Source organism: Comamonas guangdongensis (assembly GCF_041079535.1).
Taxonomy (GTDB): domain Bacteria; phylum Pseudomonadota; class Gammaproteobacteria; order Burkholderiales; family Burkholderiaceae_C; genus Comamonas; species Comamonas guangdongensis.
The window spans coordinates 1-22,236 of sequence record NZ_JBFYGN010000039.1; the positions used below are offsets into that span (position 1 = coordinate 1).

General features: G+C 64.0%; 18 protein-coding genes and 2 tRNA genes. 9 read left to right on the forward strand and 11 right to left on the reverse strand.

The genetic code is table 11. The features are described from left to right. Nucleotide 1: 1 nt before the first annotated feature. The 8 genes from AB6724_RS20745 to AB6724_RS20780 all read right to left on the reverse strand — a co-directional run bounded on the left by AB6724_RS20745 (nucleotide 2) and on the right by AB6724_RS20780 (nucleotide 11,206). Nucleotides 2–77, reverse strand: a tRNA-Gly gene (locus AB6724_RS20745). Nucleotides 78–188: 111 nt separating this feature from the next. Further along, nucleotides 189–2,606, reverse strand: a complete 2,418-nt coding sequence (gene lon / locus AB6724_RS20750) for an endopeptidase La (RefSeq protein WP_369340444.1) — start codon at nucleotides 2,604–2,606, stop codon at nucleotides 189–191. 154 nt (nucleotides 2,607–2,760) lie between these two features. Beyond that, on the reverse strand, nucleotides 2,761–4,023 hold the full coding sequence (gene clpX, locus AB6724_RS20755) for an ATP-dependent Clp protease ATP-binding subunit ClpX (RefSeq protein ID WP_369340445.1): 1,263 nt from the start codon (nucleotides 4,021–4,023) through the stop codon (nucleotides 2,761–2,763). 175 nt (nucleotides 4,024–4,198) lie between these two features. Further along, nucleotides 4,199–4,807, reverse strand: a complete 609-nt coding sequence (gene clpP, locus AB6724_RS20760; protein ID WP_369340446.1) for an ATP-dependent Clp endopeptidase proteolytic subunit ClpP — start codon at nucleotides 4,805–4,807, stop codon at nucleotides 4,199–4,201. A gap of 134 nt (nucleotides 4,808–4,941) precedes the next feature. Then, nucleotides 4,942–6,252 (reverse strand): trigger factor, encoded by a 1,311-nt coding sequence (gene tig / locus AB6724_RS20765; RefSeq protein ID WP_369340447.1) that lies wholly within the window; start codon nucleotides 6,250–6,252, stop codon nucleotides 4,942–4,944. 337 nt (nucleotides 6,253–6,589) lie between these two features. Further along, a tRNA-Leu gene (locus AB6724_RS20770) sits at nucleotides 6,590–6,676 on the reverse strand. 82 nt (nucleotides 6,677–6,758) lie between these two features. Then, nucleotides 6,759–9,968, reverse strand: a complete 3,210-nt coding sequence (locus tag AB6724_RS20775; protein WP_369340448.1) for an efflux RND transporter permease subunit — start codon at nucleotides 9,966–9,968, stop codon at nucleotides 6,759–6,761. Continuing rightward, on the reverse strand, nucleotides 9,965–11,206 hold the full coding sequence (locus AB6724_RS20780; RefSeq protein WP_439329908.1) for an efflux RND transporter periplasmic adaptor subunit: 1,242 nt from the start codon (nucleotides 11,204–11,206) through the stop codon (nucleotides 9,965–9,967). The genes AB6724_RS20775 and AB6724_RS20780 overlap by 4 nt, the downstream gene beginning before the upstream one ends. A 165-nt stretch (nucleotides 11,207–11,371) precedes the next feature. Here AB6724_RS20780 and hpnC point away from each other — a divergent pair, with 165 nt between their 5' ends. The 4 genes from hpnC to AB6724_RS20800 all read left to right on the forward strand — a co-directional run bounded on the left by hpnC (nucleotide 11,372) and on the right by AB6724_RS20800 (nucleotide 15,750). Next, the gene (hpnC, locus tag AB6724_RS20785) at nucleotides 11,372–12,253 is read left to right on the forward strand and encodes a squalene synthase HpnC (RefSeq protein WP_369340449.1); all 882 of its coding nucleotides are present in this window, start codon (nucleotides 11,372–11,374) and stop codon (nucleotides 12,251–12,253) included. A 125-nt stretch (nucleotides 12,254–12,378) separates the two neighbouring features. After that, entirely contained in the window at nucleotides 12,379–13,218 is an 840-nt protein-coding gene (hpnD, locus tag AB6724_RS20790) for a presqualene diphosphate synthase HpnD (RefSeq protein ID WP_369340450.1), read from the forward strand. A gap of 7 nt (nucleotides 13,219–13,225) precedes the next feature. Further along, nucleotides 13,226–14,560 carry a hydroxysqualene dehydroxylase HpnE gene (gene hpnE, locus AB6724_RS20795; RefSeq protein ID WP_369340451.1) on the forward strand — a complete coding sequence of 445 codons (1,335 nt, stop codon included), beginning with the start codon at nucleotides 13,226–13,228 and terminating at the stop codon, nucleotides 14,558–14,560. 167 nt (nucleotides 14,561–14,727) lie between these two features. Further along, nucleotides 14,728–15,750 (forward strand): Bug family tripartite tricarboxylate transporter substrate binding protein, encoded by a 1,023-nt coding sequence (locus tag AB6724_RS20800; RefSeq protein ID WP_369340452.1) that lies wholly within the window; start codon nucleotides 14,728–14,730, stop codon nucleotides 15,748–15,750. Nucleotides 15,751–15,870: 120 nt separating this feature from the next. On the opposite strand, the gene AB6724_RS20805 is transcribed toward AB6724_RS20800, so the two are convergent. The 3 genes from AB6724_RS20805 to AB6724_RS20815 are packed head-to-tail and all read right to left on the reverse strand — an operon-like array spanning nucleotide 15,871 to nucleotide 17,768. After that, the gene (locus tag AB6724_RS20805) at nucleotides 15,871–16,083 is read right to left on the reverse strand and encodes a DUF2788 domain-containing protein (protein WP_283487892.1); all 213 of its coding nucleotides are present in this window, start codon (nucleotides 16,081–16,083) and stop codon (nucleotides 15,871–15,873) included. Between the two features lie 41 nt (nucleotides 16,084–16,124). Then, a complete protein-coding gene (locus AB6724_RS20810; RefSeq protein ID WP_369340453.1) occupies nucleotides 16,125–16,973 on the reverse strand; it encodes a DUF2189 domain-containing protein in 849 nt (282 codons plus the stop codon). A gap of 45 nt (nucleotides 16,974–17,018) precedes the next feature. Further along, nucleotides 17,019–17,768 carry an HAD family hydrolase gene (locus AB6724_RS20815; RefSeq protein WP_369340454.1) on the reverse strand — a complete coding sequence of 250 codons (750 nt, stop codon included), beginning with the start codon at nucleotides 17,766–17,768 and terminating at the stop codon, nucleotides 17,019–17,021. Nucleotides 17,769–17,840: 72 nt separating this feature from the next. Between AB6724_RS20815 and hemH the strand changes: the two genes are divergently transcribed. From hemH to AB6724_RS20840, 5 genes are all read left to right on the forward strand, one after another. Next, entirely contained in the window at nucleotides 17,841–18,938 is a 1,098-nt protein-coding gene (gene hemH, locus AB6724_RS20820) for a ferrochelatase (protein ID WP_369340455.1), read from the forward strand. Between the two features lie 22 nt (nucleotides 18,939–18,960). Next, entirely contained in the window at nucleotides 18,961–19,485 is a 525-nt protein-coding gene (locus AB6724_RS20825; protein WP_369340456.1) for a GNAT family N-acetyltransferase, read from the forward strand. A gap of 217 nt (nucleotides 19,486–19,702) precedes the next feature. Continuing rightward, nucleotides 19,703–20,659 carry a sulfurtransferase gene (locus AB6724_RS20830; protein ID WP_369340457.1) on the forward strand — a complete coding sequence of 319 codons (957 nt, stop codon included), beginning with the start codon at nucleotides 19,703–19,705 and terminating at the stop codon, nucleotides 20,657–20,659. Nucleotides 20,660–20,820: 161 nt separating this feature from the next. Continuing rightward, nucleotides 20,821–21,918, forward strand: coding sequence for a YeeE/YedE thiosulfate transporter family protein (locus tag AB6724_RS20835; RefSeq protein WP_369340458.1), 1,098 nt, complete (start codon nucleotides 20,821–20,823; stop codon nucleotides 21,916–21,918). A gap of 15 nt (nucleotides 21,919–21,933) precedes the next feature. Then, nucleotides 21,934–22,107 (forward strand): hypothetical protein, encoded by a 174-nt coding sequence (locus tag AB6724_RS20840; RefSeq protein WP_369340459.1) that lies wholly within the window; start codon nucleotides 21,934–21,936, stop codon nucleotides 22,105–22,107. Nucleotides 22,108–22,236 lie beyond the last annotated feature (129 nt).

A 22,236-nucleotide genomic window follows, 5' to 3' on the forward strand; every position in this document is an offset into this window, starting at 1 on the left:
CTGGAGCGGGAAAACGGGTTCGAACCGTCGACCTATACCTTGGCAAGGTATCGCTCTACCAACTGAGCTATTCCCGCTTATCCATCGAAGCCCAACATTGTACAACGTTGTTTGCTGCGATGGATCGAATTGTAGCGCACTTCTGAAGCTCTTCAGAAAAAACGCCACATTTTTCATAAAACTGCCTGTCAGTGCTTCACCGCAGGCTCGCCGGGCTTGGCGTCGGCAGCGGCCACGGCGGCCGCAACTTCCTCGTCCGTCAGAGGCTGGGGCTCGCACTCCAGGGCCACCTTGAGCACCTGATCGATCCACTTGACGGGCACGATCTCCAGGCCGCTCTTGACGTTGTCCGGAATCTCCTGCAAATCCTTGACGTTTTCCTCGGGAATCAGCACGGTCTTGATGCCGCCGCGCAGCGCAGCCAGCAGCTTTTCCTTGAGGCCGCCGATGGCCGTGACCTCGCCGCGCAAGGTGATCTCGCCCGTCATGGCCACATCGGCGCGCACGGGGATGCCCGTCAGAGCCGAGACAAAGGCCGTCGTCATGGCGGCGCCAGCGCTCGGACCGTCCTTGGGCGTCGCACCGTCGGGCACGTGCACGTGGATATCCTTCTTCTCGAAGGCCTCGTCCTTGATGCCCAGCATGCGAGCACGGCTGCGCACCACGGTACGGGCGGCTTCCACGGACTCCTTCATCACATCGCCCAACGAACCGGTACGGGTGATAACGCCCTTGCCGGGCATGATGGCGGCCTCGATGGTCAGCAGATCGCCGCCGACCTCGGTCCAGGCCAGTCCCACGACCTGGCCGACCTGGTTGTTGTGCTCGGCGCGGCCGTAGGTGTACTTGCGCACGCCCAGGTAATCCGGAAGGTTGTCGGCCGTGACGACGACGGTGGGCTCCAGCTTCTTGAGCTGCAGGCCCTTGACGACCTTGCGGCAGATCTTGGAGAGCTCGCGCTCCAGCGAGCGCACGCCGGCTTCACGGGTGTAGTAGCGCACGATGTCGCGGATCGCCGACTCGTTCACCTCCAGCTCGCCCTCCTTCACACCGTTGTTGGTGAGTTGCTTGGGCAGCAGATAGCGCATGGCGATATTGGTTTTCTCGTCTTCGGTATAGCCCGACAGACGGATCACCTCCATACGGTCCAGCAGGGCCGAAGGAATGTTCATGGAGTTCGAGGTGGCCACGAACATCACGTCGGACAGGTCGAAATCGACCTCCACATAGTGGTCGCCGAACTTGTTGTTCTGCTCGGGGTCCAGCACCTCCAGCAGGGCGCTCGAGGGATCGCCGCGGAAGTCCATGCCCAGCTTGTCGATCTCGTCCAGCAGGAACAGCGGATTGCGCGTGCCCACCTTCTCCAGGCTTTGCAGCACCTTGCCCGGCATGGCGCCGATATAGGTGCGGCGGTGGCCGCGGATCTCGGCCTCGTCGCGCATGCCGCCCAGCGCCATGCGCACGTATTTGCGCCCCGTAGCCTTGGCAATGGACTGACCCAGCGAGGTCTTGCCCACGCCGGGGGGCCCCACGAGGCACAGGATCGGTGCCTTGACCTTGTCCACGCGTTGCTGCACGGCAAGATATTCGAGAATGCGGTCCTTGACCTTTTCGAGGCCGAAGTGGTCCTCGTTGAGCACGGTCTCGGCATTGGTCAGATCGTGCTTGATCTTGGTCTTCTTGCTCCAGGGCAGGCCGGTGAGCACGTCGATGTAGTTGCGCACCACCGAAGCCTCGGCCGACATGGGCGACATGAGCTTGAGCTTCTTGAGTTCGGCCTCGGCCTTCTTGCGCGCTTCGACGGGCATCTTGGCGAGCTTGATCTTCTTCTCGATCTCCTCGATGTCGGCGCCCTCTTCACCCTCGCCCAGTTCCTTCTGAATGGCCTTGACCTGCTCGTTCAGATAGAAGTCGCGCTGGTTTTTCTCCATCTGGCGCTTGACGCGGCCGCGGATGCGCTTGTCGACATTGAGGATATCGACCTCGCGCTCGAGCTGCTCGAACAGGTTTTCGAGGCGCTCCTTGATGTCCACCGAATCCAGCACCGCCTGCTTGTTCTCGAGCTTGAGCGGCAGGTGGGCGGCAATGGTATCCACCAGGCGGCCCGCATCGTCGATGCTGGCGATGGAGGTCAGGATTTCCTGCGGAATCTTCTTGTTGAGCTTGACGTACTGGTCGAACTGCTGGGTTACCGCACGGCGCAGGGCTTCGATTTCGCTTTGCTCGTGAGCGCCATCCTCGGGCTCTACGGAGGTGACGGAGGCCGTGAAGTGCGACTCCTCGTCCTGAACCTGCTTGACCAGTGCGCGCTGCTGGCCCTCGACCAGCACCTTCACCGTGCCGTCGGGCAGCTTGAGCATCTGCAAAATGGTGGAAACGCAGCCCACTTCGAACATGTCTTCCGCGACGGGCTCATCCTTGGAGGCCGTCTTCTGTGCCACCAGCATGATGCGGCGGTCGCCTTCCATGGCCAGCTCCAGAGCCTTGATGCTCTTGGCACGCCCCACGAACAGCGGAATTACCATATGCGGGAACACCACCACATCGCGCAAAGGCAGCAGCGGCAGGTCCAGCTCGGTAGAAGGCAAAGGGGTTTGTCCAGACATAGGTATCCTCGGTTTCTCAGCGGAAGATGGTCCGCCTACCGGTGTATTTCAACCCCTTGCTACAAATTGTTTTTGCAGCGTCAGGGGCATTGCCTTTCAGCCTGCTGCAGCAAGGCGGTCATCTCTCTCGACCACCTTGCATGCCAGCACAGTATCAAGCCTTTTTGGCGGCTTCGCGATAAACCAGCAAAGGCTCTTTGCCATCCTCGATGGTGGCTTCCTCCACCACCACTTTTTCCACGTTCTGGGCCGTGGGCAACTCGAACATGGTGCCGATCAGCGCCTGCTCGACGATGGAGCGCAGGCCGCGGGCACCCGTCTTGCGCGCCAGTGCCTTGCGGGCGATCGCCTTCAGGGCCGCGGGGCGGATCTCGAGTTCCACGCCCTCCATGGCCAGCAGCTTGCTGTACTGCTTGACCAGAGCATTCTTGGGCTCAGTCAGGATCTGCACCAGAGCATCTTCACTGAGTTCGGCCAGGGCCGTAACCACGGGCATGCGCCCCACCAGTTCGGGAATGATGCCGAACTTGATCAGATCCTCGGGCTCGATCTCCTGGAAGACGTCCGAAATCGAGCGCTGCTTCTTGCTCTTGACCGAGGCGCCAAAGCCAATGCCCGAGGCTTCGGTACGGTTTTCAATGACCTTCTCCAGGCCCGCAAACGCACCGCCGCAGATGAACAGGATGTTGGTGGTATCGATCTGCAGGAAGTCCTGGTTCGGATGCTTGCGCCCACCCTGTGGCGGAATGCTGGCCATGGTGCCTTCGATCAGCTTGAGCAGAGCCTGCTGCACGCCCTCGCCCGAGACATCACGTGTGATGCTGGGGTTGTCGGACTTGCGCGAAATCTTGTCGATCTCGTCGATGTAGACGATGCCGCGCTGGGCGCGCTCCACGTCGTACTCGCAGCTTTGCAGCAGCTTCTGGATGATGTTCTCGACGTCCTCACCCACATAGCCGGCCTCGGTCAGCGTGGTGGCATCGGCCATCACGAAAGGCACGTTGAGCTGGCGCGCCAGCGTCTGGGCCAGCAGCGTCTTGCCCGAGCCCGTGGGGCCGATCAGCAGGATGTTGCTCTTGGCCAGCTCCACCTCGTCCTTGCCGGCCTTGTCCTTGTGGCGCAGACGCTTGTAGTGGTTGTAGACCGCCACGGCCAGCGTACGCTTGGCCTGTTCCTGACCGATCACGTAGTTGTCGAGATTGGTCTTGATCTCTGCGGGCGTAGGCAGATCACCGCGACCTTCCTTGGCATCGGCTGCAGGCTGCTCGTCACGAATGATCTCGTTGCACAGATCGATGCACTCGTCGCAGATGAAGACGGAAGGGCCAGCGATCAGCTTTTTGACCTCGTGCTGGCTTTTGCCGCAGAAGGTGCAATACAAATTCTTTTCGGTGGAAGAGCCTTTTTTGTCGGCCATGGGGGCAGTGCCTCGTTACGAAAAAACGAAAATTAATGATAACCAAAGACAAGGCGGCGCTGCCCTTCAGGGACAAACGCCGCCATGCAAGTTCCGGCAGCATGCGGCACGCTTCCGGCTTTCCGATTGCAGACGCCTCATAACCCAGACCAGATCTGGGCTAGGCGCTACAGTTTCAAGAACGCTTGCTGATGACCTGGTCCACCAGGCCGTAGTCCTTAGCCTCTTCGGCAGAAAGGAAATAGTCGCGCTCGGTGTCGCGCTGGATGCGATCCAGAGGTTGACCGGTGTGATCGGCCAGCAGCTTGTTCAGGCGCTCGCGGGTCTTGAGGATCTCGCGCGCGTGGATCTCGATCTCGGTCGCCTGGCCGCGTGCACCGCCCAAAGGCTGGTGGATCATGACCTGGGCATTGGGCAGTGCGTAACGCTTGCCCTTGGCACCGGCGGACAGCAGGAAGGCGCCCATGCTCGCAGCCATGCCCGTGCACAGCGTGGACACATCGGGCTTGATGAAATTCATGGTGTCGAAAATCGCCATGCCGGCCGTGACGCTGCCGCCCGGAGAATTGATATAGAAGGAAATATCCTTGTCAGGATTTTCGCTTTCCAGGAACAGCAACTGGGCCACCACCAAATTGGCGGTCTGGTCGTTGACCTCACCCACCAGGAAAATCACGCGCTCCTTGAGCAGACGCGAATAAATGTCGTAAGAGCGCTCACCGCGACCCGACTGTTCAATGACCATGGGCACCATGCCCAAACCCAATGTATCCAATGCGCTCATGTTTTCTCCAGTGCTATGCGCCTACTGTAGCCGCATTCTGAAAAGAAAATGGGGCTTGCGCGTGAAAGCACAAGCCCCACCATTCAACTTATCGGCACCTGCCCTAGGGCAATCACCGACAAAAGCTCAGCCTATCAGGCCTGGCCCATCAGTTCTTCGAAGGACACCGCCTTGTCCGTCACCTTGGCCTTGCCCAGCACGAATTCGGTCACGTTGTTTTCGATCACCACGGCTTCCACTTCGGCCAGGCGGTTGCGGTCGCCGAAGTACCAGCGCACCACGTCCTCGGGCTTCTCGTAGCTGGAGGCCAGTTCTTCCACATGGGACTTGATCTGCTCGGCCGTGGCTTGCAGGTTGTTGGTCTTGACCAGCTCGGCCACCACCAGACCCAGGCGCACGCGGCGCTCGGCCTGGGGCAGGAAGATGTCTTCGGGGATCTCGGCCTTGGCCGCATCCTTGATACCGCGCTGCTGCAGCTCGGCGCGTGCGCCTTCCAGCAGACGACCGACTTCGGCTTGCACGGAAGCCTTGGGCAGGTCCAGTTCGGCCACGGACACCAGGGCGTCCATCACGGCCTGCTTGTTACGGCCTTGAACGCGGAACTTCACTTCGCGCTCCAGGTTCTTCTTGATGTCGTCGCGCAGGGCAGCCACCGAGCCGCCTTCCACGCCCAGAGTCTTGACGAATTCTTCGTTCACTTCGGGCAGGTTGGGAGCTTCCACCTTCTTGACGGTCACCAGAAAGTCGGCGGTCTTGCCAGCCACATCGGCGCCGTGGTAGTCAGCGGGGAAAGCCAGGGGGAAAGTCTTGGACTCGCCGACCTTCATGCCGCGGGTCGCATCTTCGAATTCCTTGAGCATCTGGCCTTCGCCAACCAGGAACTGGAAGTCTTCGGCCTTGCCGCCGGAGAAAGTTTCGCCGTCGATCTTGCCTTCGAAGTCCACGGTCACGCGGTCGCCGTCGGCAGCGGCTTCACCGGCAGCGCGCTCGGTGAAGGTGCGGCGCTGCTTGCGCAGGATGTCCACGGTCTTGTCGATGGCGGCATCGTCCACGTTGGCGGACAGCTTTTCCACTTCGGCAGCGGCCAGATCGCCGATCTTGACTTCGGGCATCACTTCGAACACGGCTTCGAATTGCGCTTCGCCTTCGGGAGCACCTTCCTTTTCGGTGATCTTGGGCTGACCGGCAACGCGCAGTTCGGCTTCGTTCACGGCAGCGGCAAAAGCCTCGCCCACCTTGTCGTTGAGCACTTCGTACTGCACGGAATAGCCATAACGCTGGGCCACCACGCTCATGGGCACCTTGCCGGGACGGAAGCCGTCCATCTTCACGGTGCGTGCCACCTTCTGCAGGCGAGCATCAACTTCGGACTGGATTGCCGACAGGGGCACGCTCAGCGTGATCTTGCGCTCGAGCTTTTCAAGAGTTTCAACGTTAACGGCCATGATTTTTCCTAAGAGGGATGAGGACCGTGCAGATTGCCGTGCAACCCGCACCGTATTGCGCAAAGTCACGGTGCGCGCATGTCTTGCGGCATGCGGCACCACAGTTTTTCCGGAGCCTGCTGCGCTGATAAGCCCCAGGCATCTGGCGCTGGGCAGTTGAACAAATCAGGTACAGGCGAAGCCGACCATTATAACGAGGCGCCGCGCAGCCTCCACCATCGGGCATCAGGGGTTTGCCTGAAAAGGCTGACGCCGCTGCCGCACAGAGCGGAGCGGACAAAGAAAAAGCCCGTACCGGCTTGGGGTTACGGGCTTTGAGCGGCTTGGCGCCGGAATCTGGTGCGCGGAGCCGGACTCGAACCGGCACGGTGTTGCCACCGTCAGGACCTAAACCTGGTGCGTCTACCAATTTCGCCACCCGCGCGGTCCAGCGGCGCGAATTCGCGCCTGCTGGGGTCAAGGCGGAGATTCTAGCCGCAAATTGCATGTCCCAGGGACAAGCCAGGTCAGGCACTCTCCTTGCCGATCCGGAACGCGGCCGCATACATGGCCGGCAGCGCCAGCAGGGTCAGAAAGGTCGCCACGATCAGGCCGCCCATGATGGCCACCGCCATCGGCCCCCAGAACACGCTGCGCGACAGCGGAATCATGGCCAGCACGGCCGCGGCCGCCGTCAGCACGATGGGGCGCAGGCGATGCACGGCCGCCTCCACAATAGCCTCCCAGGCCGGCAGGCCATGGGCACGGCCAGCCTCGATCTGGTCGATGAGGATCACCGAGTTGCGCTGGATCATGCCCATCAGCGCCACCACGCCCAGCAGGGCCACAAAGCCAAAGGGACGCCCCAGCAGCAGCAGGGCCGCGGCCACGCCGGGAATGCCCAGCGGGCCGGTGATGAACACCAGCAGCGAGCGGCTCACGCTGCGCAGCTGCAGCATGAGCAGCGTGAAGGTGATGAACAGCAGCACCGGAACGCCGGCCACGATGGCGCCCGAGCCCTTGGAGCTTTCCTCCACGGCGCCCGCCACTTCGATGCGATAGGCGGCATCGCCGGCCGCATGCCAGCCGGCCTCCATCTCGCGCAGCGCGGGCAGCAGCTCGTTGGTCACCGTGGCGCCCTGCATGCCTTCGCGCACATCGCCCTGCACGGTGATGGCGAAGTTGCGCTTCTCGCGCCACATCACGCCCGGCTCCCAGACCATCACCGGCTTGGCAATCTGCGTCAGCGGCATGGACTGGCCGGAGCTGCTGCTCACATAGACGTCGGCGATATCGGTGATCGCATCGCGATCCGCCCTGGGCGGACGCATCACGATGTCGATGAGCTTGTCGCCCTCGCGGAACTGGCCCACCGTGGTGCCCGTGAAGCTCATGCTGGTGGCATCGGCAATCGACTGGCTGGTGACGCCCAGGGCGCGCGCCTTGTCCTGATCGACCTGCAGGCGGATGACCTTGATGGATTCGTTCCAGTTGTCGTTGATGCCGCGCATATTGGCATTGCCCTGCATCGCCTTCTTGACGTCATCGGCATAGGCGCGCAGCTTGGCCGGGTCGGTTCCCATCACGCGGAACTGCACCGGATACGGCACGGGAGGCCCGTTGGGCAGCAGCTTGATGCGCGCCCGCACCTCGGGGAACTCCTCGGCCATCAGCGCCGGCAGCTTTTTGCGCACCTCCTCGCGCGCCTTCAGGTCCTTGGCCACCAGAATGAACTGCGAGACATTGTTCTGCGGGAACACCTGATCCAGTGGCAGATAGAAGCGCGGCACGCCCGAGCCTATCCACTCCCCAACCGACTCCACACCCCCGAGCTTGAGAAAACGCGCTTCCACACGGCGCGTGACCTCTTCGTTGGCCTGCAGGGCCGTGCCTTCGGGGAACCAGATATCCACCAGCACCTCGGGGCGGCTGGAGTCGGGGAAGAACTGCTGCTGCACCTTGCCCATGCCCACCAGGCCCAGCACGAATACCAGCACCGTGGCGCCTATGGTCAACCAGCGATGCTTGACGCACCAGTTCACCATGCGGCGGAAGCGGTTGTAGAACGGGGTGTCATACAGCTCATGCTCGCCCGCGTTGATGTTGATGCCGGCTTCTTCAGCCGAGACCTCGCCCGAGGCCACCTCGGGCGGCAGCGTGGCCGCATGCGGCGGTTTCTTGAGCAGCAGCAGGCCCAGATAGGGCACGAAATAGACCGAGGCAAACCAGCTCAGCACCAGCGCGATCACGGTCACCGCGAAGATGGCAAACGTGTACTCGCCCGTCATGGACTTGGCCATGCCTATGGGCAGAAAGCCCGTGGCCGTGATCAGCGTGCCCGTCAGCATGGGCTTGGAGGTGATCTCGTAGGCGAAGGTGGCGGCCCGGTATTTGTCGTAGCCCTCCTCCATCTTGCGCACCATCATTTCGACGGCAATGATGGCATCGTCCACCAGCAGGCCCAGCGCGATGATCAGCGAGCCCAGCGACACCTTGTGCAGGCCGATATTCCAGTACCACATGGCCAGGAAGGTGGCGGCCAGCACCAGCGGGATGGTGATGCCCACCACCAGGCCCGGGCGCGGGTCGATGTACCAGCGCTTCCACAGCGGCTGGCGGCCTTCGCGCCGATGAAAGCCCAGGCTGATGAAGCTCACGGCCAGCACCACGACCACGGCCTCGATCAGCACCTGGACGAATTCGCTGACCGAATCGGCCACGGCCTTGGGCTGATTCTGCATATTGCTCAGCGTCACGCCCACGGGCAGGTTCTTGCCTATGCGGTCCGTGGCTTCGGTCAGCGCCTTGCCCAGAGCGATGATGTCGCCGCCCTTGATCATGGAGACGCCCAGCGCAATCGTGTCCTGGCCCTGGAAGCGCACTCTCACATTGGCCGGATCGGCATAGCCGCGGCGGATCTCCGCGATATCGCCCAGGCGCAGCTGCGCACCGGACGGGCCGCGAATCGGCATGTCGCGCAGCTGGTCCAGATCGTTGAACTGGCCCTGCACGCGCAGCACAATGGTCTCGGCGGGCGTCTGCAGCGTGCCCGCCGAGGCGATCGCATTCTGCTGGCTCAGCTGATCCAGCACCTGCTTGAGGTTCAGGCCCATCTGCACGGCGCGCCGGGACAGCTCCACATAGACCTTCTCGTCCTGCACGCCGAACTGCTCCACCTTGGCCACATCCGGCACGCGCAGCAGCTGCTGGCGCACATCGTCGGCCAGGGTCTTGAGCTCGGCATAGCTGAAGCCCTTGGCCTGCAGCGCGTAGATCACGCCGTAGACGTCGCCGAAGTCGTCATTGAAGAATGGCCCCTGCACGCCCGGCGGCAGGGTGTAGCGCATATCGCCCACCTTCTTGCGCACCGTGTACCAGAGCTGGGGCACCTCCTTGGGCGGGGAGTTGTCCTTGAGCTGGAAGATGACCTGCGACTCCCCCGGCTTGGAATAGCTGCTGATCTTGTCGGCATAGGGCACGTCCTGCAGCGTGCGCTCTATCTTGTCCGTCACCTGCTGCGCCACCTGCTCGGCCGTGGCCCCGGGCCAGTAGCTGCGAATCACCATGGCGCGGAAGGTGAACGGCGGGTCCTCGTCCTGCCCCAGCTGGAAATAGGCCGTAAAGCCCAGCACCATGAGGACGACGATGAAGTAGCGCGTCAGCGCCACATGGTCCAGCGCCCAGCGCGAGAGATTGAAGTGCGCGCCGCCCGATCCCTTGGCTCCCTTGCCGCTCATTTGCCGGCCTCCGCAGCGCCTGTCGCGCCCTGCTGAGGCCTGCCGTCCGCTTCCGATGCGGAAGCATCGGGCTCCTTGCCGGCCTTGGCATATTTGTCGCGGTAGATGGTGACCTTCTGCCCGGGGTTGAGCACATGCACGCCCGTGGCCACCACCTGCATGCCGGGCTTGAGGCCGGAGGCGATCACGGCCTCATTGCCGTCGGCCGTGGCGATCTGCACCGGCTGCAGCCGGACGGTGCTGGTTGCGGGGTCGTAAACCCAGACCGCCGTACCCTGCCCGCCGCCGCCGTCCTGGCGCAAGGCCGTGGTGGGCAGCTTGATGACGCTGGCCTCCACGGCGCCGTTCGCCGCACCCGTGCCTTCGGGCCAGACATGGACCGTCGAGCCCAGGGCCGGCAACTGGCCGCCCTGCAGTGCGGCCTTGACCTGGTAGGTGCGCGTGGCGGCATCGGCGCTGGCCGCCACCTCTCTGATCTGGCCCGCAATGGTCTGCGACGCGTCCGACCAGGGCTGGACCTTCACCCCCTGGCCCATGCGTATGGAGCTGCGCCGGTCTTCGGGCACGGCAAACACCGCGTCGCGCGCGCCATCCTGGGCGATGCGCACCACGGGCGTGCCCGCGGCCACCACCTGACCGGGCTCGGCATCGACACCGGTGATCACGCCGTCCACGTCGGCCAGCAGCAAGGTGTAGTTTTCCTGGTTGGACTGGGTGGACAGCTGGGCCTTTGCCTGGTCCAGCGTGGCCTGTGCGGCCTTCAGGCTGGCCTCGTAGCGCTCCATCTCGGCGGCGCTGATGAAATTCTGCGCCCGCAGTGCGCGAAAGCGCTGGGCATTGGCCTGCGCCAGATCGCGCTGCGTGGTGGCCGAGCTCACCTGGGCGCGCGCCGCTTCGGCTCCGAGCTGGTAGTCGCGTGCATCCAGCCGCGCCAGCACCTGACCGGCCTTGACATGCTGGCCCAGCTCCACCTCGCGCCGGGTGATCTTGCCCGCCACGCGAAAGCCCAGGCGCGACTCCACCCGCGCCCGCACATCCCCCGCATACTCCCGGGTCGATTCCAGCTGTGCCTCGCCCACGGTAAGCAGCTTGACCGCGCGCACCGGCTCGGGTGCGGCATCCTTCTTGGAGCAGGCGGACAGCAAGGCCGCGGCCGCCACGACGGAGACAGCCAGCCAAGGCACGACCGGCCTGCGCTGCGGGGATGGAACGGCAAAACGAGAAGACGAAACAGCCATGGTGTTCTGGGCTTGGTGTAGGAGTGGAAAGAGCGGCCGCCGGGCATGCGGCTGCGCCAAAGTCAGACCGGATTGTGCACGCTCGTTCACTTTCTTGCGTCTGTTTTTGGCAGCCCGAGCCCGGCCAGCTCCCTGCCCCGGTTCACAATACGGACCGTGAACCATATGCCTCCAGTGAATTCCGCACCCGCCCAGCCCGGTGCCATCACGCATTACGAGAACTTTCCCGTCGCCTCCTGGCTGTGCCCGCCGCATCTGCGCGCGCCCATCGCCGCCATCTACCACTTTGCGCGCACGGCCGACGATCTGGCCGACGAAGGCAACCTCACCGCCCTGCAGCGCCTGGGCGCGCTGCAGCAATACGCGGCCGATCTGCAGCAGCTGGACACGGCGGGCGAAGCCGCCATGCTCACGCGCACCGCCTGGCCCCAGGTGTTCGGGCCGCTGGCCGTGCAGCTGCAATCCCAGCAGTTGCCCAAGCCCCTGCTGGCCGACCTGCTCAGCGCCTTCGACCAGGATGTGCGCATGACCGCGACCCAGGCCCGCTATGCCGACATGGCCCAGCTGCTCGACTACTGCCGCCGCTCCGCCAATCCCGTAGGGCGGCTGCTGCTGCATCTGTATGGCGTCATCAACCCCAGGGCGCTGATCCAGAGCGATGCCATCTGCACGGCGCTGCAGCTCATCAACTTCTGGCAGGACCTGAGCCAGGACCTGCGGCGCCAGCGCCACTATCTGCCGGACTCCGACCTGGCGCGCCACGGCCTGGCGCGCGATGCCATCAAGCCCGAGGCCCAGGCCCTGACCCCGGCCCTCAAGGCGCTGCTGGCCGAGCTCAATGCCCAGGCGCGCAGCCTCATGAACCAGGGTGCGCCACTGGTGCACCAACTGCCGGGCCGCGCAGGCTGGGAGCTGCGCCTGGTCGTCCAGGGCGGCCTGCGCATGCTGGACAGGCTGGATGCGCTGCAGGGCCGCAATCTCTACCGGCGCATCAAGCTGGGCAAACTGGACCTGCCGCGGCTGCTCTGGCGCGCGGCTCGCATGTAAAAAGGCGCGCAACCATTGATGCATATGCGATGCCAGCTATCAAATTTGAGAACAGAGCACAAACCGCCGGCACATTTCAGGCTTGCGCCAGCGAAAGGCCGGCGCCATGGGACAATGCTGCCCCTATGAATCCGGATCAGTACGTCCAAGACAAGGCAGCTTCCTCGGGCAGCAGCTTCTACTACGCCTTCCTCTTTTTGCCACAGGAACGCCGAGCCGCCATCACGGCCTTCTATGCGTTCTGCCGCGAAGTGGATGATGTGGTCGATGAGGTCTCGGACCCCGGCGTGGCCGCCACCAAGCTGGCCTGGTGGCAGGCCGAGGTGCACAAGGCCTTCGGCGGCCAGTCCGCCCATCCCGTCATGCGGGCGCTGATGCCCCATACCAAGACCTATGGCATAGAGGAGCGCCATCTGCAGGCCGTGATCGAAGGCTGCCAGATGGATCTGGACCAGACCCGCTACCTGGACTTCGCGGGCCTGCAGCGCTACTGCCACCTGGTGGCCGGTATCGTCGGCGAAGTGGCGGCGCGCATCTTCGGCCAGACCGACGAGCGCACCACCGAATATGCCCATACGCTGGGCCAGGCGCTGCAGCTCACCAACATCATCCGCGACGTGGGCGAAGACGCCATGCGCGGCCGCATCTACCTGCCCATCAGCGAGCTGCAGCAGTTCGACGTGAAGGCCCACGAGATCAACAAGCGCGAATACTCGGACCGCTTCACGGCCCTGATGCGCTTTCAGGCCGAGCGCGCCCACGGCCTCTACGACAAGGCTCTGGCCCTGCTGCCTGCGATCGACCGCCGCGCGCAAAAGCCCGGCCTGATGATGGCCAGCATCTACCGCACCCTGCTGCGCGAGATCGAATCCGAGAACTTCCAGGTGCTGCACCAGCGCATCAGCCTGACGCCGCTGCGCAAGCTCTGGCTGGTCTGGAAGATGCAGGCCCTGGGCCGCATGTAGGCCGGCCATGAAAGTTGCCATCATCGGTGGCGGCTGGGCCGGCATGGCGGCCGCGGTGCAGCTCGCGCTCGACGGTCATGCGCCCACGGTTTTCGAAGCCAGCCGCCACCTGGGCGGCCGTGCCCGCAATCTGGAGCTGCCGGACCGCACCCAGGCCGACAACGGCCAGCACATCCTGATTGGCGCCTATACCGATTGCCTGAGGCTCATGCGCGAGGTCGGAGTCGACCCCGCACAGGCACTACTGCGCAGGCCGCTGGCCATGCGCTATGCCGATGGCTGCGGCCTGGAGTTTCCCGGGCTGCCCGCACCGCTGGATGCGCTGGCCGGCATCGCCGCTGCCGACGGCTGGTCGCAGCATGAACGCGCGGCCTTGCTGGCCCGAGCCCTGCGCTGGCGGCTGCAGGGCTTTGGCTGCGCGCACACGGCCACCGTGGCCGATATCTGCAAAGGCCTGCCCAGGCGCTTGCTGGACGAATTCATCGAGCCGCTGTGTGTCTCGGCCCTCAATCTGCCGGCCGCCCAAGCCAGCGGCTCCGTGTTTTTGCGCGTGCTCCGCGACGCCCTGTTTACGGGCAATGGCGGCTCCCATTTCCTGGTGCCGCGCCGCGGTCTGGGCGATCTGTTTCCCCTGCCTGCGGCGCAATGGCTGCAGCAGCAGGGCCACGCGGTGCACCAGGCCTGCCGCATTCAGCAGCTGATTTCCCAAGGCCGGCAATGGCAGCTGCGCGCTCAGGGTCCGGAGCTGGCGGCCGCGCTGGAGCAGGCCCGCTTTGACGCCGTGCTGCTGGCCTGCCCACCGCAAGAGGCCGCCAGGCTGGCGCGGGCAGCCGCCGCAGACGAGCGCCTGCCTGCCAGGGCCGGCGTGCACTACCAGCACTGGGCACAGGGCGCACAGGCGCTGGAACACACGGCCATCGCCACGGTCTATGCCCACACCCACCATCGTCTGCCGCGTGCACTGCCCTGGCTGGCGCTGCGCACCAGCGAGCAACATCCTGCGCAATTCGTGTTCGACCGCGGGCATCTGCATGCGCACGATGCGACCCAGCAGGGCCTGATGGCTTTTGTCATCAGCGACTGCCACTTCGACCGCGCAACGCTGGAGCTGCAGGTTCTGCAGCAGGCCCGGGAACAGCTGGGCTGGCATGACATGCAGGCCATCCAGACGGTGATAGAGAAGCGCGCCACCTTTGCCTGCACGCCCGCGCTGCAGCGCCCGGACATGGAGCTGGGCCACGGCCTGTGGGCCTGTGGCGACTATGTCGACGGCCCTTATCCGGCGACGCTGGAGGGCGCGGTGCGCAGCGGCATGGCGGCGGTGCGGCGGATGGCCGCATAGCCGGCCTTGCTAGTTCCTATGGGCTAGTGCAAACCGCGGTGCACTGGGGAAAACCTGATGCGGCCATGGTCCAAATAGCCGAGTTTTGACAGCCGTTTGACAGCCACAGTTGCAACCATGGGCCGACAGTCCCTCTGCATTCAAAGAAGCAAAGCCACGGAGACAAAATGGCATCGACACTCGACAAATCCACCCACGAAATTCTGAACATCTCGCGCCGCCATCTGCTGACCGGCGCAGGGGCGCTGGCCTGCAGCAGCTTCTTGCCCGGCATGGCCCGCGCCGCCGAAGACGGCTGGCCCGCACGGCCGGTGCGCTTTGTGGTGCCGTTCGCGCCTGGCGGCAGCTCGGAGATCGTGGCCCGCTCCACGGCGGCCGAACTCTCCAAGACCCTGGGCCAGAACGTGTTCGTGGACAACAAGCCCGGTGCCGCCGGCAATATCGCCATGCAGGAAGTGGCGCGCGCCGACGACCAGAGCACGGTCATCCTCGGCCATATCGGCACCCTGGCCGTGAACCCTTATATCTTCGACAAGCTGCCCTACGACCCGAAGAAGGACTTTGTGCCCGTGAGCCTGCTGGCCAAGGTGCCCAGCCTGTATGTGGTGCACCCCGACCTGCCTGTCAAGAACATTGCCGATCTGGTGGCGTATGCCAAGAAGAACCCCGGCAGGCTCAGCTATGGCTCGGCCGGCAACGGCAGCGCGGGCCATCTGGCCTTTGAATATCTGAAGATGACGGCCGATATCTTCATGCTCCATGTGCCTTATCGCGGCACCGGCCCCATGATGACCGACCTGCTCTCGGGCCGCCTCGATGCGGCATCCGTGGGCGCGGCCGCGCTGCTGCCCTTCATCAAGGCTGGCAAGGTGCGCTGCATCGCCACGGGCTCCACCAAGCGCCTGCCCCAGCTGCCCGATGTGCCCACGGTGGCCGAACAGGGCTTCCCCGGCTTCGAGATGACCCAGTGGTACGGCATGCTCGCGCCCTCGTCGCTGCAGCGTCCCCATGTGGACAGACTGGCGGCCGAATGTGCCAAGGCCGTCAAGGCCCCCGATGCGCTCAAGCGCCTGCAGGGCGACGCGGCCGAGCCCATAGGCAGCACGCCCGAGCAGTTTGCCCAGTTCATCGCCACCGAGCAGAACCGCTGGCAGAAGGTGCTCAAACGCGCCCAGGTAAAACCAAGCTAACCCACAAAACTAGCGCACACGATCAAAGAGACAGCGAGGAAGGGCCGCCCCGCACCGAAGCTGTCGTCCCCCTCCCGCGAAGCGAGAGAGGGGGAAGCGGCGCAGCCGCTCAGGGGGTGTCTATTTCTCTATCCACCACTGGATGATGATTTTGGCGAGATAGCCCACAAAGCCTACGCCCAGGCCCAGAAAGATCACAAAGGTGCCGAACTTGCCGGCCTTGGACTGACGCGCCAGCTGCAAGATGATGAACACCATGAACAGGATGAAGGCGCCCACGCCCCAGGTCAGGAAAAAGTGGGCGATCTGCTCTTCCGTATAGCCAAATATCACGACAACCAAGTCCTCACAGCCGGGCCCTGGTTGTGGCGTATTCAGGCGGCAGGCTCCATCGCTTCATCCCTGGCGGGGAATGCCGAGGCATCCACCAGATCACGATAGGCATGCCAGCTGGCATGGCCCAGCAGAGGCATCACAAAAACCAGCCCCAGCAGATAGCTGCCGAGGCCCAGCAAAGTTAACAACACAATCAGCGCCGCCCACAAGGCCATAGGGCCCGGGTTGGCCAGCACCACGGACCAGCTGGTCAACACGGCCTGGCGCACGCTTACTCGTCTGTCCAGCATCAGCGGCATGGCCACCACGCTGGACGCAAAAATCGGGGCCGCCAGAAAGCTGCCAAGCGCCATCCACTGCAGGAACAGCTGGCCATCCTTGGCCAGCACCACATGGCGAACAAAGTCCTGCACCGTGGCCACATGCACGGGCGACATCACGGTGATCAGGGACGCCGAAACCAGCACCCAGCCCGTGGCCGCCAGCGCCAGCAGCGCGCCGAACTGCACCATGCACCAGTACCCGCCGCGGCCCGAAGCATGACAGCTTTGCCATTGGGTCCAGCTGCGATGGATCAAGCCCAGGTCCACGGCCTCACCGCGCTCAATGGCCCGGCTGACGGCATACAGGCTGGTCGCCACTACCGGACCGACCACCAGAAAGCCCGACAAGGCCCCGGCCATCAACCAGAAGCGATTGTGCCCGATAGCCAATATCAGAGCGCCGATCAGGACCAAGGCCAGACCATGGGCCAGGCTGATTAAGGGAGCGTTAGCGATGTCCTGAACAGCCTTGCCTAGCCAGACCAGGGGCTGGCTCCAGGCCATGGAACGAACCGGCGCCAGAGGCGGCGGCGCGAAGATGCGGGCGGACAGGCAGGCAGGCATGGGCAGCTCCTCGTTCGCTGCCCGAAAAAGTCCAGCTTCTTCAGATCAGCGATCCGCCAGCCCCTGGCACAACTGCAAAAGGCTGGCCACTGTGACGTGGGGCTCGGGCCCCTCGTGAGGCCATGCTAACTGCGCGCGGTTCAGCCAGACTGCGTGCATACCCGCATCCATGGCACCCTGCGCATCCAGCGCAGCGTCGTCGCCGATATGCAGCACATGCTCCGGAGCCACGCCCACCGCATCGGCCGCCGCATGGAAGAAGCGCGCTTCGGGCTTGGCCATGCCCGCACCGCTGGCCGACAAAGAGGCGCGAAAGTGCTGGCCTATACCGACCACATGCACATTGGCGTTGCCGTTGGACAGGGCCACCACCGGCCAGCGCTGCGACAGAAATGCCAGGGCGGGCAGAGCATCGTCGAACAGCTCCACGCGCTGGCGTGCGGCAAAGAACTCGTCGAATGCGGGCTCGGCCAATGTCGGGTCGTCGCCGGCGCGCGTCAGGGCCAGGCGTATGGATTCGCGGCGCAGGCCGCTGAGATCGGCTTGCAGGTCGGGGCGCAGCTCCACGATTTCATGCCGCAGCGCGCGCACCCTGGCGGTGTCGCCAAGATGGGCCGCCGTGGCCGGCGCATGCTCGGCCAGCCACTGCAGCAAAACGGCTTCGGCCTTGGCAATCGTGGGCCAGATGGGCCACAGCGTGTCATCGAGGTCCAGGCTGATGGCGCGAATCTGCCCGCTGCGGCGCAGCCGCTGCAGGGCTGCTACGGCGATGTCGGTGGTATCTTGGGATTGCATGCCCCAAGAATAGCCGCCAACGCAATGCCTGGCAGCCGCTGCGCCCATCTCATTAGCTGACACAATTGCAACATGCCATCACGCTTTGCGCCCGAACCCAGCTTCCGCCACGATCAATCCGCCCGCACCGCCGTTCTGCTGTGCAATCTGGGCACACCCGATGCTCCCACGGCCGCGGCCGTGCGCCCGTATCTCGCGGAATTCCTGGGCGACGACCGTGTGGTGGAGATTCCCAGGCTCGCCTGGTGGCCGATTCTGCACGGCATCATCCTGCGTACGCGCCCGGCCAAGTCGGCGGCCAAGTACGCCACGGTGTGGCATGAAAAGGATGGCTCGCCGCTGCTGCACTGGACCCGGCGCCAGGCCACGCTGCTGCGCGGCTGGCTGGGCGAGCGCGGCCACAATGTGCTGGTGCTGCCCGCCATGCGCTACGGCAAGCCGTCGATTGCGGCCCAGCTCGATGCGCTCAAGAAAGAAGGCGTGACGCGCATCCTGATCCTGCCGCTCTACCCCCAGTACTCGGGCACGACCACGGCCAGCGTGTTCGATGCCGTCTATGACTGGGCCAGGACCCAGCGCCATATCCCCGAGCTGCGCTTTGTGAACCGTTACCACGACGATACCGGCTATATCGAGGCCCTGGCCCAGCGCATCGAAGCCCATTGGCGCGGCCATGGCCGCGGGGAAAAGCTGGTCATGAGCTTTCACGGCGTGCCCGAACGCACCCTGCATCTGGGCGACCCCTACCACTGCGAATCGCACAAGACCGCGCGCCTGCTGGCCGAGCGGCTCAAGCTCAATGCCGACCAGTACCTGCTCACCTTCCAGTCGCGCTTCGGCAAGGCCAAATGGCTGGAGCCCTATACCGAGCCTTCGCTGATTGCCCTGGCCCGGGCCGGCACCAAGCGCGTCGATGTGGTCTGTCCGGGCTTTACCAGCGACTGCCTGGAAACCCTGGAAGAAATCAACCAGGAGGCTCGCGAAGCTTTTCTGCACGCGGGCGGCCAGCAGTTTGAATACATTGCCTGCCTCAACGACAGCCCCCCCTGGATTACGGCGCTCAGCGATATTGCACAGCAGCATCTGCAAGGCTGGCCGACCCAGCGCGAAGATGACGCAGAACTGAAAACCCGGGCACAGCTGGCCAAGGCTGGCGGCGCAAGTCAATAACGCCCAAAGTACCCCTACCTGCATGACCAGCCATCCTCTCTTGCAGTTTCGTGATTTCTGCACCGCAGACCTGCCCGTCATGACCCTGGCCATGGGCGATGCGCGGGTCACGCAGTTCTATGGCCTGGAGACAGAGCAGGCCGATCCACAAGCCATCGCCCGCGAACAGCTCGGCTGGTACCGGGAGCAGGCTGCAGAAGGCGAAGGCTGGTGGCAGGCCATCTGCGCGCAAGGCCAGGTGCTGGGCGCCATAGGCGTCTATGACCGTGATGAGGATGGCGACAGTGCCGAGCTGGGCTACTGGCTGCTGCCCGGCCATTGGGGCCAGGGCGTGATGCGCCAGGCATTGCGTCAATGGCTGCCCCTGGCCTTTGAGAAGCTGAAGCTGCACAGCGTCGTGGCCTATGTAGAGCCCGAAAACCTTGCCTCAACCAAGCTGCTGACAGCGGCAGGCTTTGCACACGAAGGCTTGCTGCGCGAATGCACCAGACGCGGCGAGCGCTATATATCGCTGCACCGTTTTTCGCTGCTGGTGCATGAGTGCTAGGCACAGGGATTGGATAGCTGGCAACGCTTATCCATGAATCGCCCAACAGCAATTCGGCTCGAATTCTCGCGAGCGGCAGCCTCCGAATCTCGCTCATTACCACAAGCAATAAGCAGACAAATTTTTCATGGTTGGGCCGCCGCGTCCAAAGCCGGACAATAGAGGCCTCGGGCATCACCACGCCCGTCGACAGTTCGGCATATCGCCGATTCATGCCATGAAGAAAACTCTTGCCACTTATGTGCTGGGTCTGGGCTTTGGCCTGGGCACCGGCAGCTGGGCTTTTGCGGCCCAGCCTTTGCTCACTCCCGAACAGCTGCAGCCGCTGCTGCAGCAGACCGATGTACGCCTCATCGATATCCGCGACCCCAAGTCCTTCGAGGCCGGCCATATCGCCGAGGCCGCCAATGCCCCTTACGGCAAATGGCGCGGCCCGGCCAGCAACCCCGGCGAGCTGCCCGACCAGGCCAAGCTGGTGGCGCTGGTGCAATCCCTGGGCCTGACGCCGGCCACGCATGCCGTCGTGATTTCCAGCGGCGCCGACGCCACGGACTTCGGCGCCACGGCCCGCGTGTACTGGACGCTCAAAAGCCTGGGCCTCAAGGAGCTGTCCATCGTCAACGGCGGCATGAAGGCCTGGGAAGCCGCGGGCAAGCCCGTAGGCAAGACCCAGACGCAGATTGCGGCCAGCAGCTACGCCCCGACTTTTGACGCCAACTGGCTGGCCACCCAGCAGGATGTGGGCAAGCATGTCGACCTCTCCAACGCGGCCCTGGTGGACTCGCGCCCCGATGCCTTCTACCAGGGCAAGACCCGCGCGCCCGCGGCCAAACTCTCGGGCACCCTGCCCGGCGCCCAACAACTGGATTTCAACCAGTGGTTCGTGCCCGGCACTTCGCAGTTCGTGGATGCCGCCAAGGCCAGGGAGATCGCCAACAAGATCCAGCGCCAGCAAGGCCAGGACATGGTGGCCTTCTGCAACACCGGCCACTGGGCGGCCACGGACTGGTTCGGCCTGTCCGAGATGGCCGGCCTGCCCAATGTGAAGCTCTACGCAGGCTCCATGGTGGACTGGACCCAGTCCAAGGACGCACCACGCATGGCCAACCAGCCTGGCCGCGCCCAGTCGCTGGCCTATGACGCCCAAAAATGGTGGGAAAAAAATTTCAAATGACCCCCTGAGGCGCTGCGCGCCTTCCCCCTTGGAGGGGGACGACGCCTTCGCCGCAAGGCGGCTTTTGCTCGGCGTCTCCTGCGAAAGGAACGGTGCATGCCGCAAGGCATGAAGATGCGCTGAGCCATTGATCACCGATTTGTTAATTTGATACCCAAAACATGAAACGACTTCCCATAACGGCCTTGCTGGCCGTTTTCTTTGGCTGGCTGCTATGGTCGGTCTCGGTGCGCCAGGCGGCGCTGTTTGCCGTGGGCATAGGCCTGGGCGCCGTGCTGGCCGGCAAGCGCTTTGGCTTCACCACGGGCTGGCGCATGCTGGTCGAGGAAAAAGACGGCAGCGGCATCTTCGGCCAGCTGTTGCTGCTGGCCCTGGCTGCAACCCTGGCCATGCCTTTGCTCGGCCATTTCCCTGAACTGACCGCAGCCCTGGGCCCACCCAGCATCAGCCTGCTGGTTGGCGCCTTTGTCTTCGGCTTGTGCATGCAGATCGCCGACGGCTGCGGCAGCGGCACCCTCTACAAGGCAGGCATGGGCATTCCCATGAACACGGCCATCCTGCCCTTGTTTGCAATCGGCAGTTTTCTGGGCAGCCTGCATCTGGGCTGGTGGCTGGACCTGGGCAATACCGCACCCGTGGGTCTGGTCAGCGCATGGGGCTGGGCTCCGGCGCTGATCGCCACCTTGGCCGCACTGGCCGTGATCGCGGCAGGCGTGGCCCTGTACGTGAAACAGGCCAACACCGCCCTGAACCGTCCGGCCAAGCCTCTGCTGGTGCGCAAATGGCTGGTGGGCGCCGTGCTGCTGGCCATCCTGGCCACGCTCAACCTGATCATTGCGGGCCAGCCCTGGGGCGTGGTCTACGGCTTCGGTCTCTGGGCCGCCAAGATTGCCAACGCCACGGGCGCCGTGGATCTGGCCGGTAACTGGTTCTGGAGCCAGCCCGGCAATGCGGCGCGCCTGCACGAGACCGCGCTGCTGGACGTGACCAGCATCACCAACATCGGCATCCTGGGCGGCGCGCTGTGGATTGCCGCCGGCAAGCCCGCCGCGGCCAAGGCGCTGACGGGCACGCAATGGGTCGTGGCCCTGGTCGCAGGCCTGGTGCTTGGCTATAGCTCGCGCCTGGCTTTCGGCTGCAATGTGGGCGCCATGCTCTCGGGCATCTCCACGGGTTCCATCCACGGCTGGATCTGGGTGCCCTGCGCCTTTGTGGGCACCATCTTCGGCCTGCGCATTCGCCGCCGTTTCGGCTTTTAAGTCAGGAGACTCTGCATGACACAACAAAACCTCTTGCGCAGCTTCTTCTGGAGCGTACTGCTCGTCTTTCTGGCCTGGGATTACTGGCAATCGCCGCCCGTGGACCTGCGCTTCGAAGCACCGCTGATTGCGGCCGGCTCCGGCCAGGAAACCCATGGCGGACACTGCTCCATGCCGTCCGGCAAATAGGGACGGACGCAAAAAAGCCCCGCATGCGGGGCTTTTTTTATGGCTCTGTCTCCGTTCAGTGTTGAACTCTCCATATTTCCCGCCAGTCCAACGTACATGTAGGACTGTCGGGAGACTTCAATGGACTCA

Bases quoted from the DNA above. Each gene is read 5' to 3' on its own strand.
- AB6724_RS20840 (WP_369340459.1), top strand. From the start codon at position 21,934: ATGACACAACAAAACCTCTTGCGCAGCTTCTTCTGGAGCGTACTGCTC.
- hemH (WP_369340455.1), top strand. From the start codon at position 17,841: ATGCCATCACGCTTTGCGCCCGAACCCAGCTTCCGCCACGATCAATCC.
- tig (WP_369340447.1), bottom strand. From the start codon at position 6,252: ATGGCCGTTAACGTTGAAACTCTTGAAAAGCTCGAGCGCAAGATCACG.
- AB6724_RS20780 (WP_439329908.1), bottom strand. From the start codon at position 11,206: ATGGCTGTTTCGTCTTCTCGTTTTGCCGTTCCATCCCCGCAGCGCAGG.
- AB6724_RS20800 (WP_369340452.1), top strand. From the start codon at position 14,728: ATGGCATCGACACTCGACAAATCCACCCACGAAATTCTGAACATCTCG.
- AB6724_RS20830 (WP_369340457.1), top strand. From the start codon at position 19,703: ATGAAGAAAACTCTTGCCACTTATGTGCTGGGTCTGGGCTTTGGCCTG.
- clpX (WP_369340445.1), bottom strand. From the start codon at position 4,023: ATGGCCGACAAAAAAGGCTCTTCCACCGAAAAGAATTTGTATTGCACC.
- AB6724_RS20825 (WP_369340456.1), top strand. From the start codon at position 18,961: ATGACCAGCCATCCTCTCTTGCAGTTTCGTGATTTCTGCACCGCAGAC.
- lon (WP_369340444.1), bottom strand. From the start codon at position 2,606: ATGTCTGGACAAACCCCTTTGCCTTCTACCGAGCTGGACCTGCCGCTG.
- AB6724_RS20775 (WP_369340448.1), bottom strand. From the start codon at position 9,968: ATGAGCGGCAAGGGAGCCAAGGGATCGGGCGGCGCGCACTTCAATCTC.
- hpnE (WP_369340451.1), top strand. From the start codon at position 13,226: ATGAAAGTTGCCATCATCGGTGGCGGCTGGGCCGGCATGGCGGCCGCG.
- clpP (WP_369340446.1), bottom strand. From the start codon at position 4,807: ATGAGCGCATTGGATACATTGGGTTTGGGCATGGTGCCCATGGTCATT.
- AB6724_RS20835 (WP_369340458.1), top strand. From the start codon at position 20,821: ATGAAACGACTTCCCATAACGGCCTTGCTGGCCGTTTTCTTTGGCTGG.
- hpnD (WP_369340450.1), top strand. From the start codon at position 12,379: ATGAATCCGGATCAGTACGTCCAAGACAAGGCAGCTTCCTCGGGCAGC.
- AB6724_RS20810 (WP_369340453.1), bottom strand. From the start codon at position 16,973: ATGCCTGCCTGCCTGTCCGCCCGCATCTTCGCGCCGCCGCCTCTGGCG.
- AB6724_RS20815 (WP_369340454.1), bottom strand. From the start codon at position 17,768: ATGCAATCCCAAGATACCACCGACATCGCCGTAGCAGCCCTGCAGCGG.
- hpnC (WP_369340449.1), top strand. From the start codon at position 11,372: ATGCCTCCAGTGAATTCCGCACCCGCCCAGCCCGGTGCCATCACGCAT.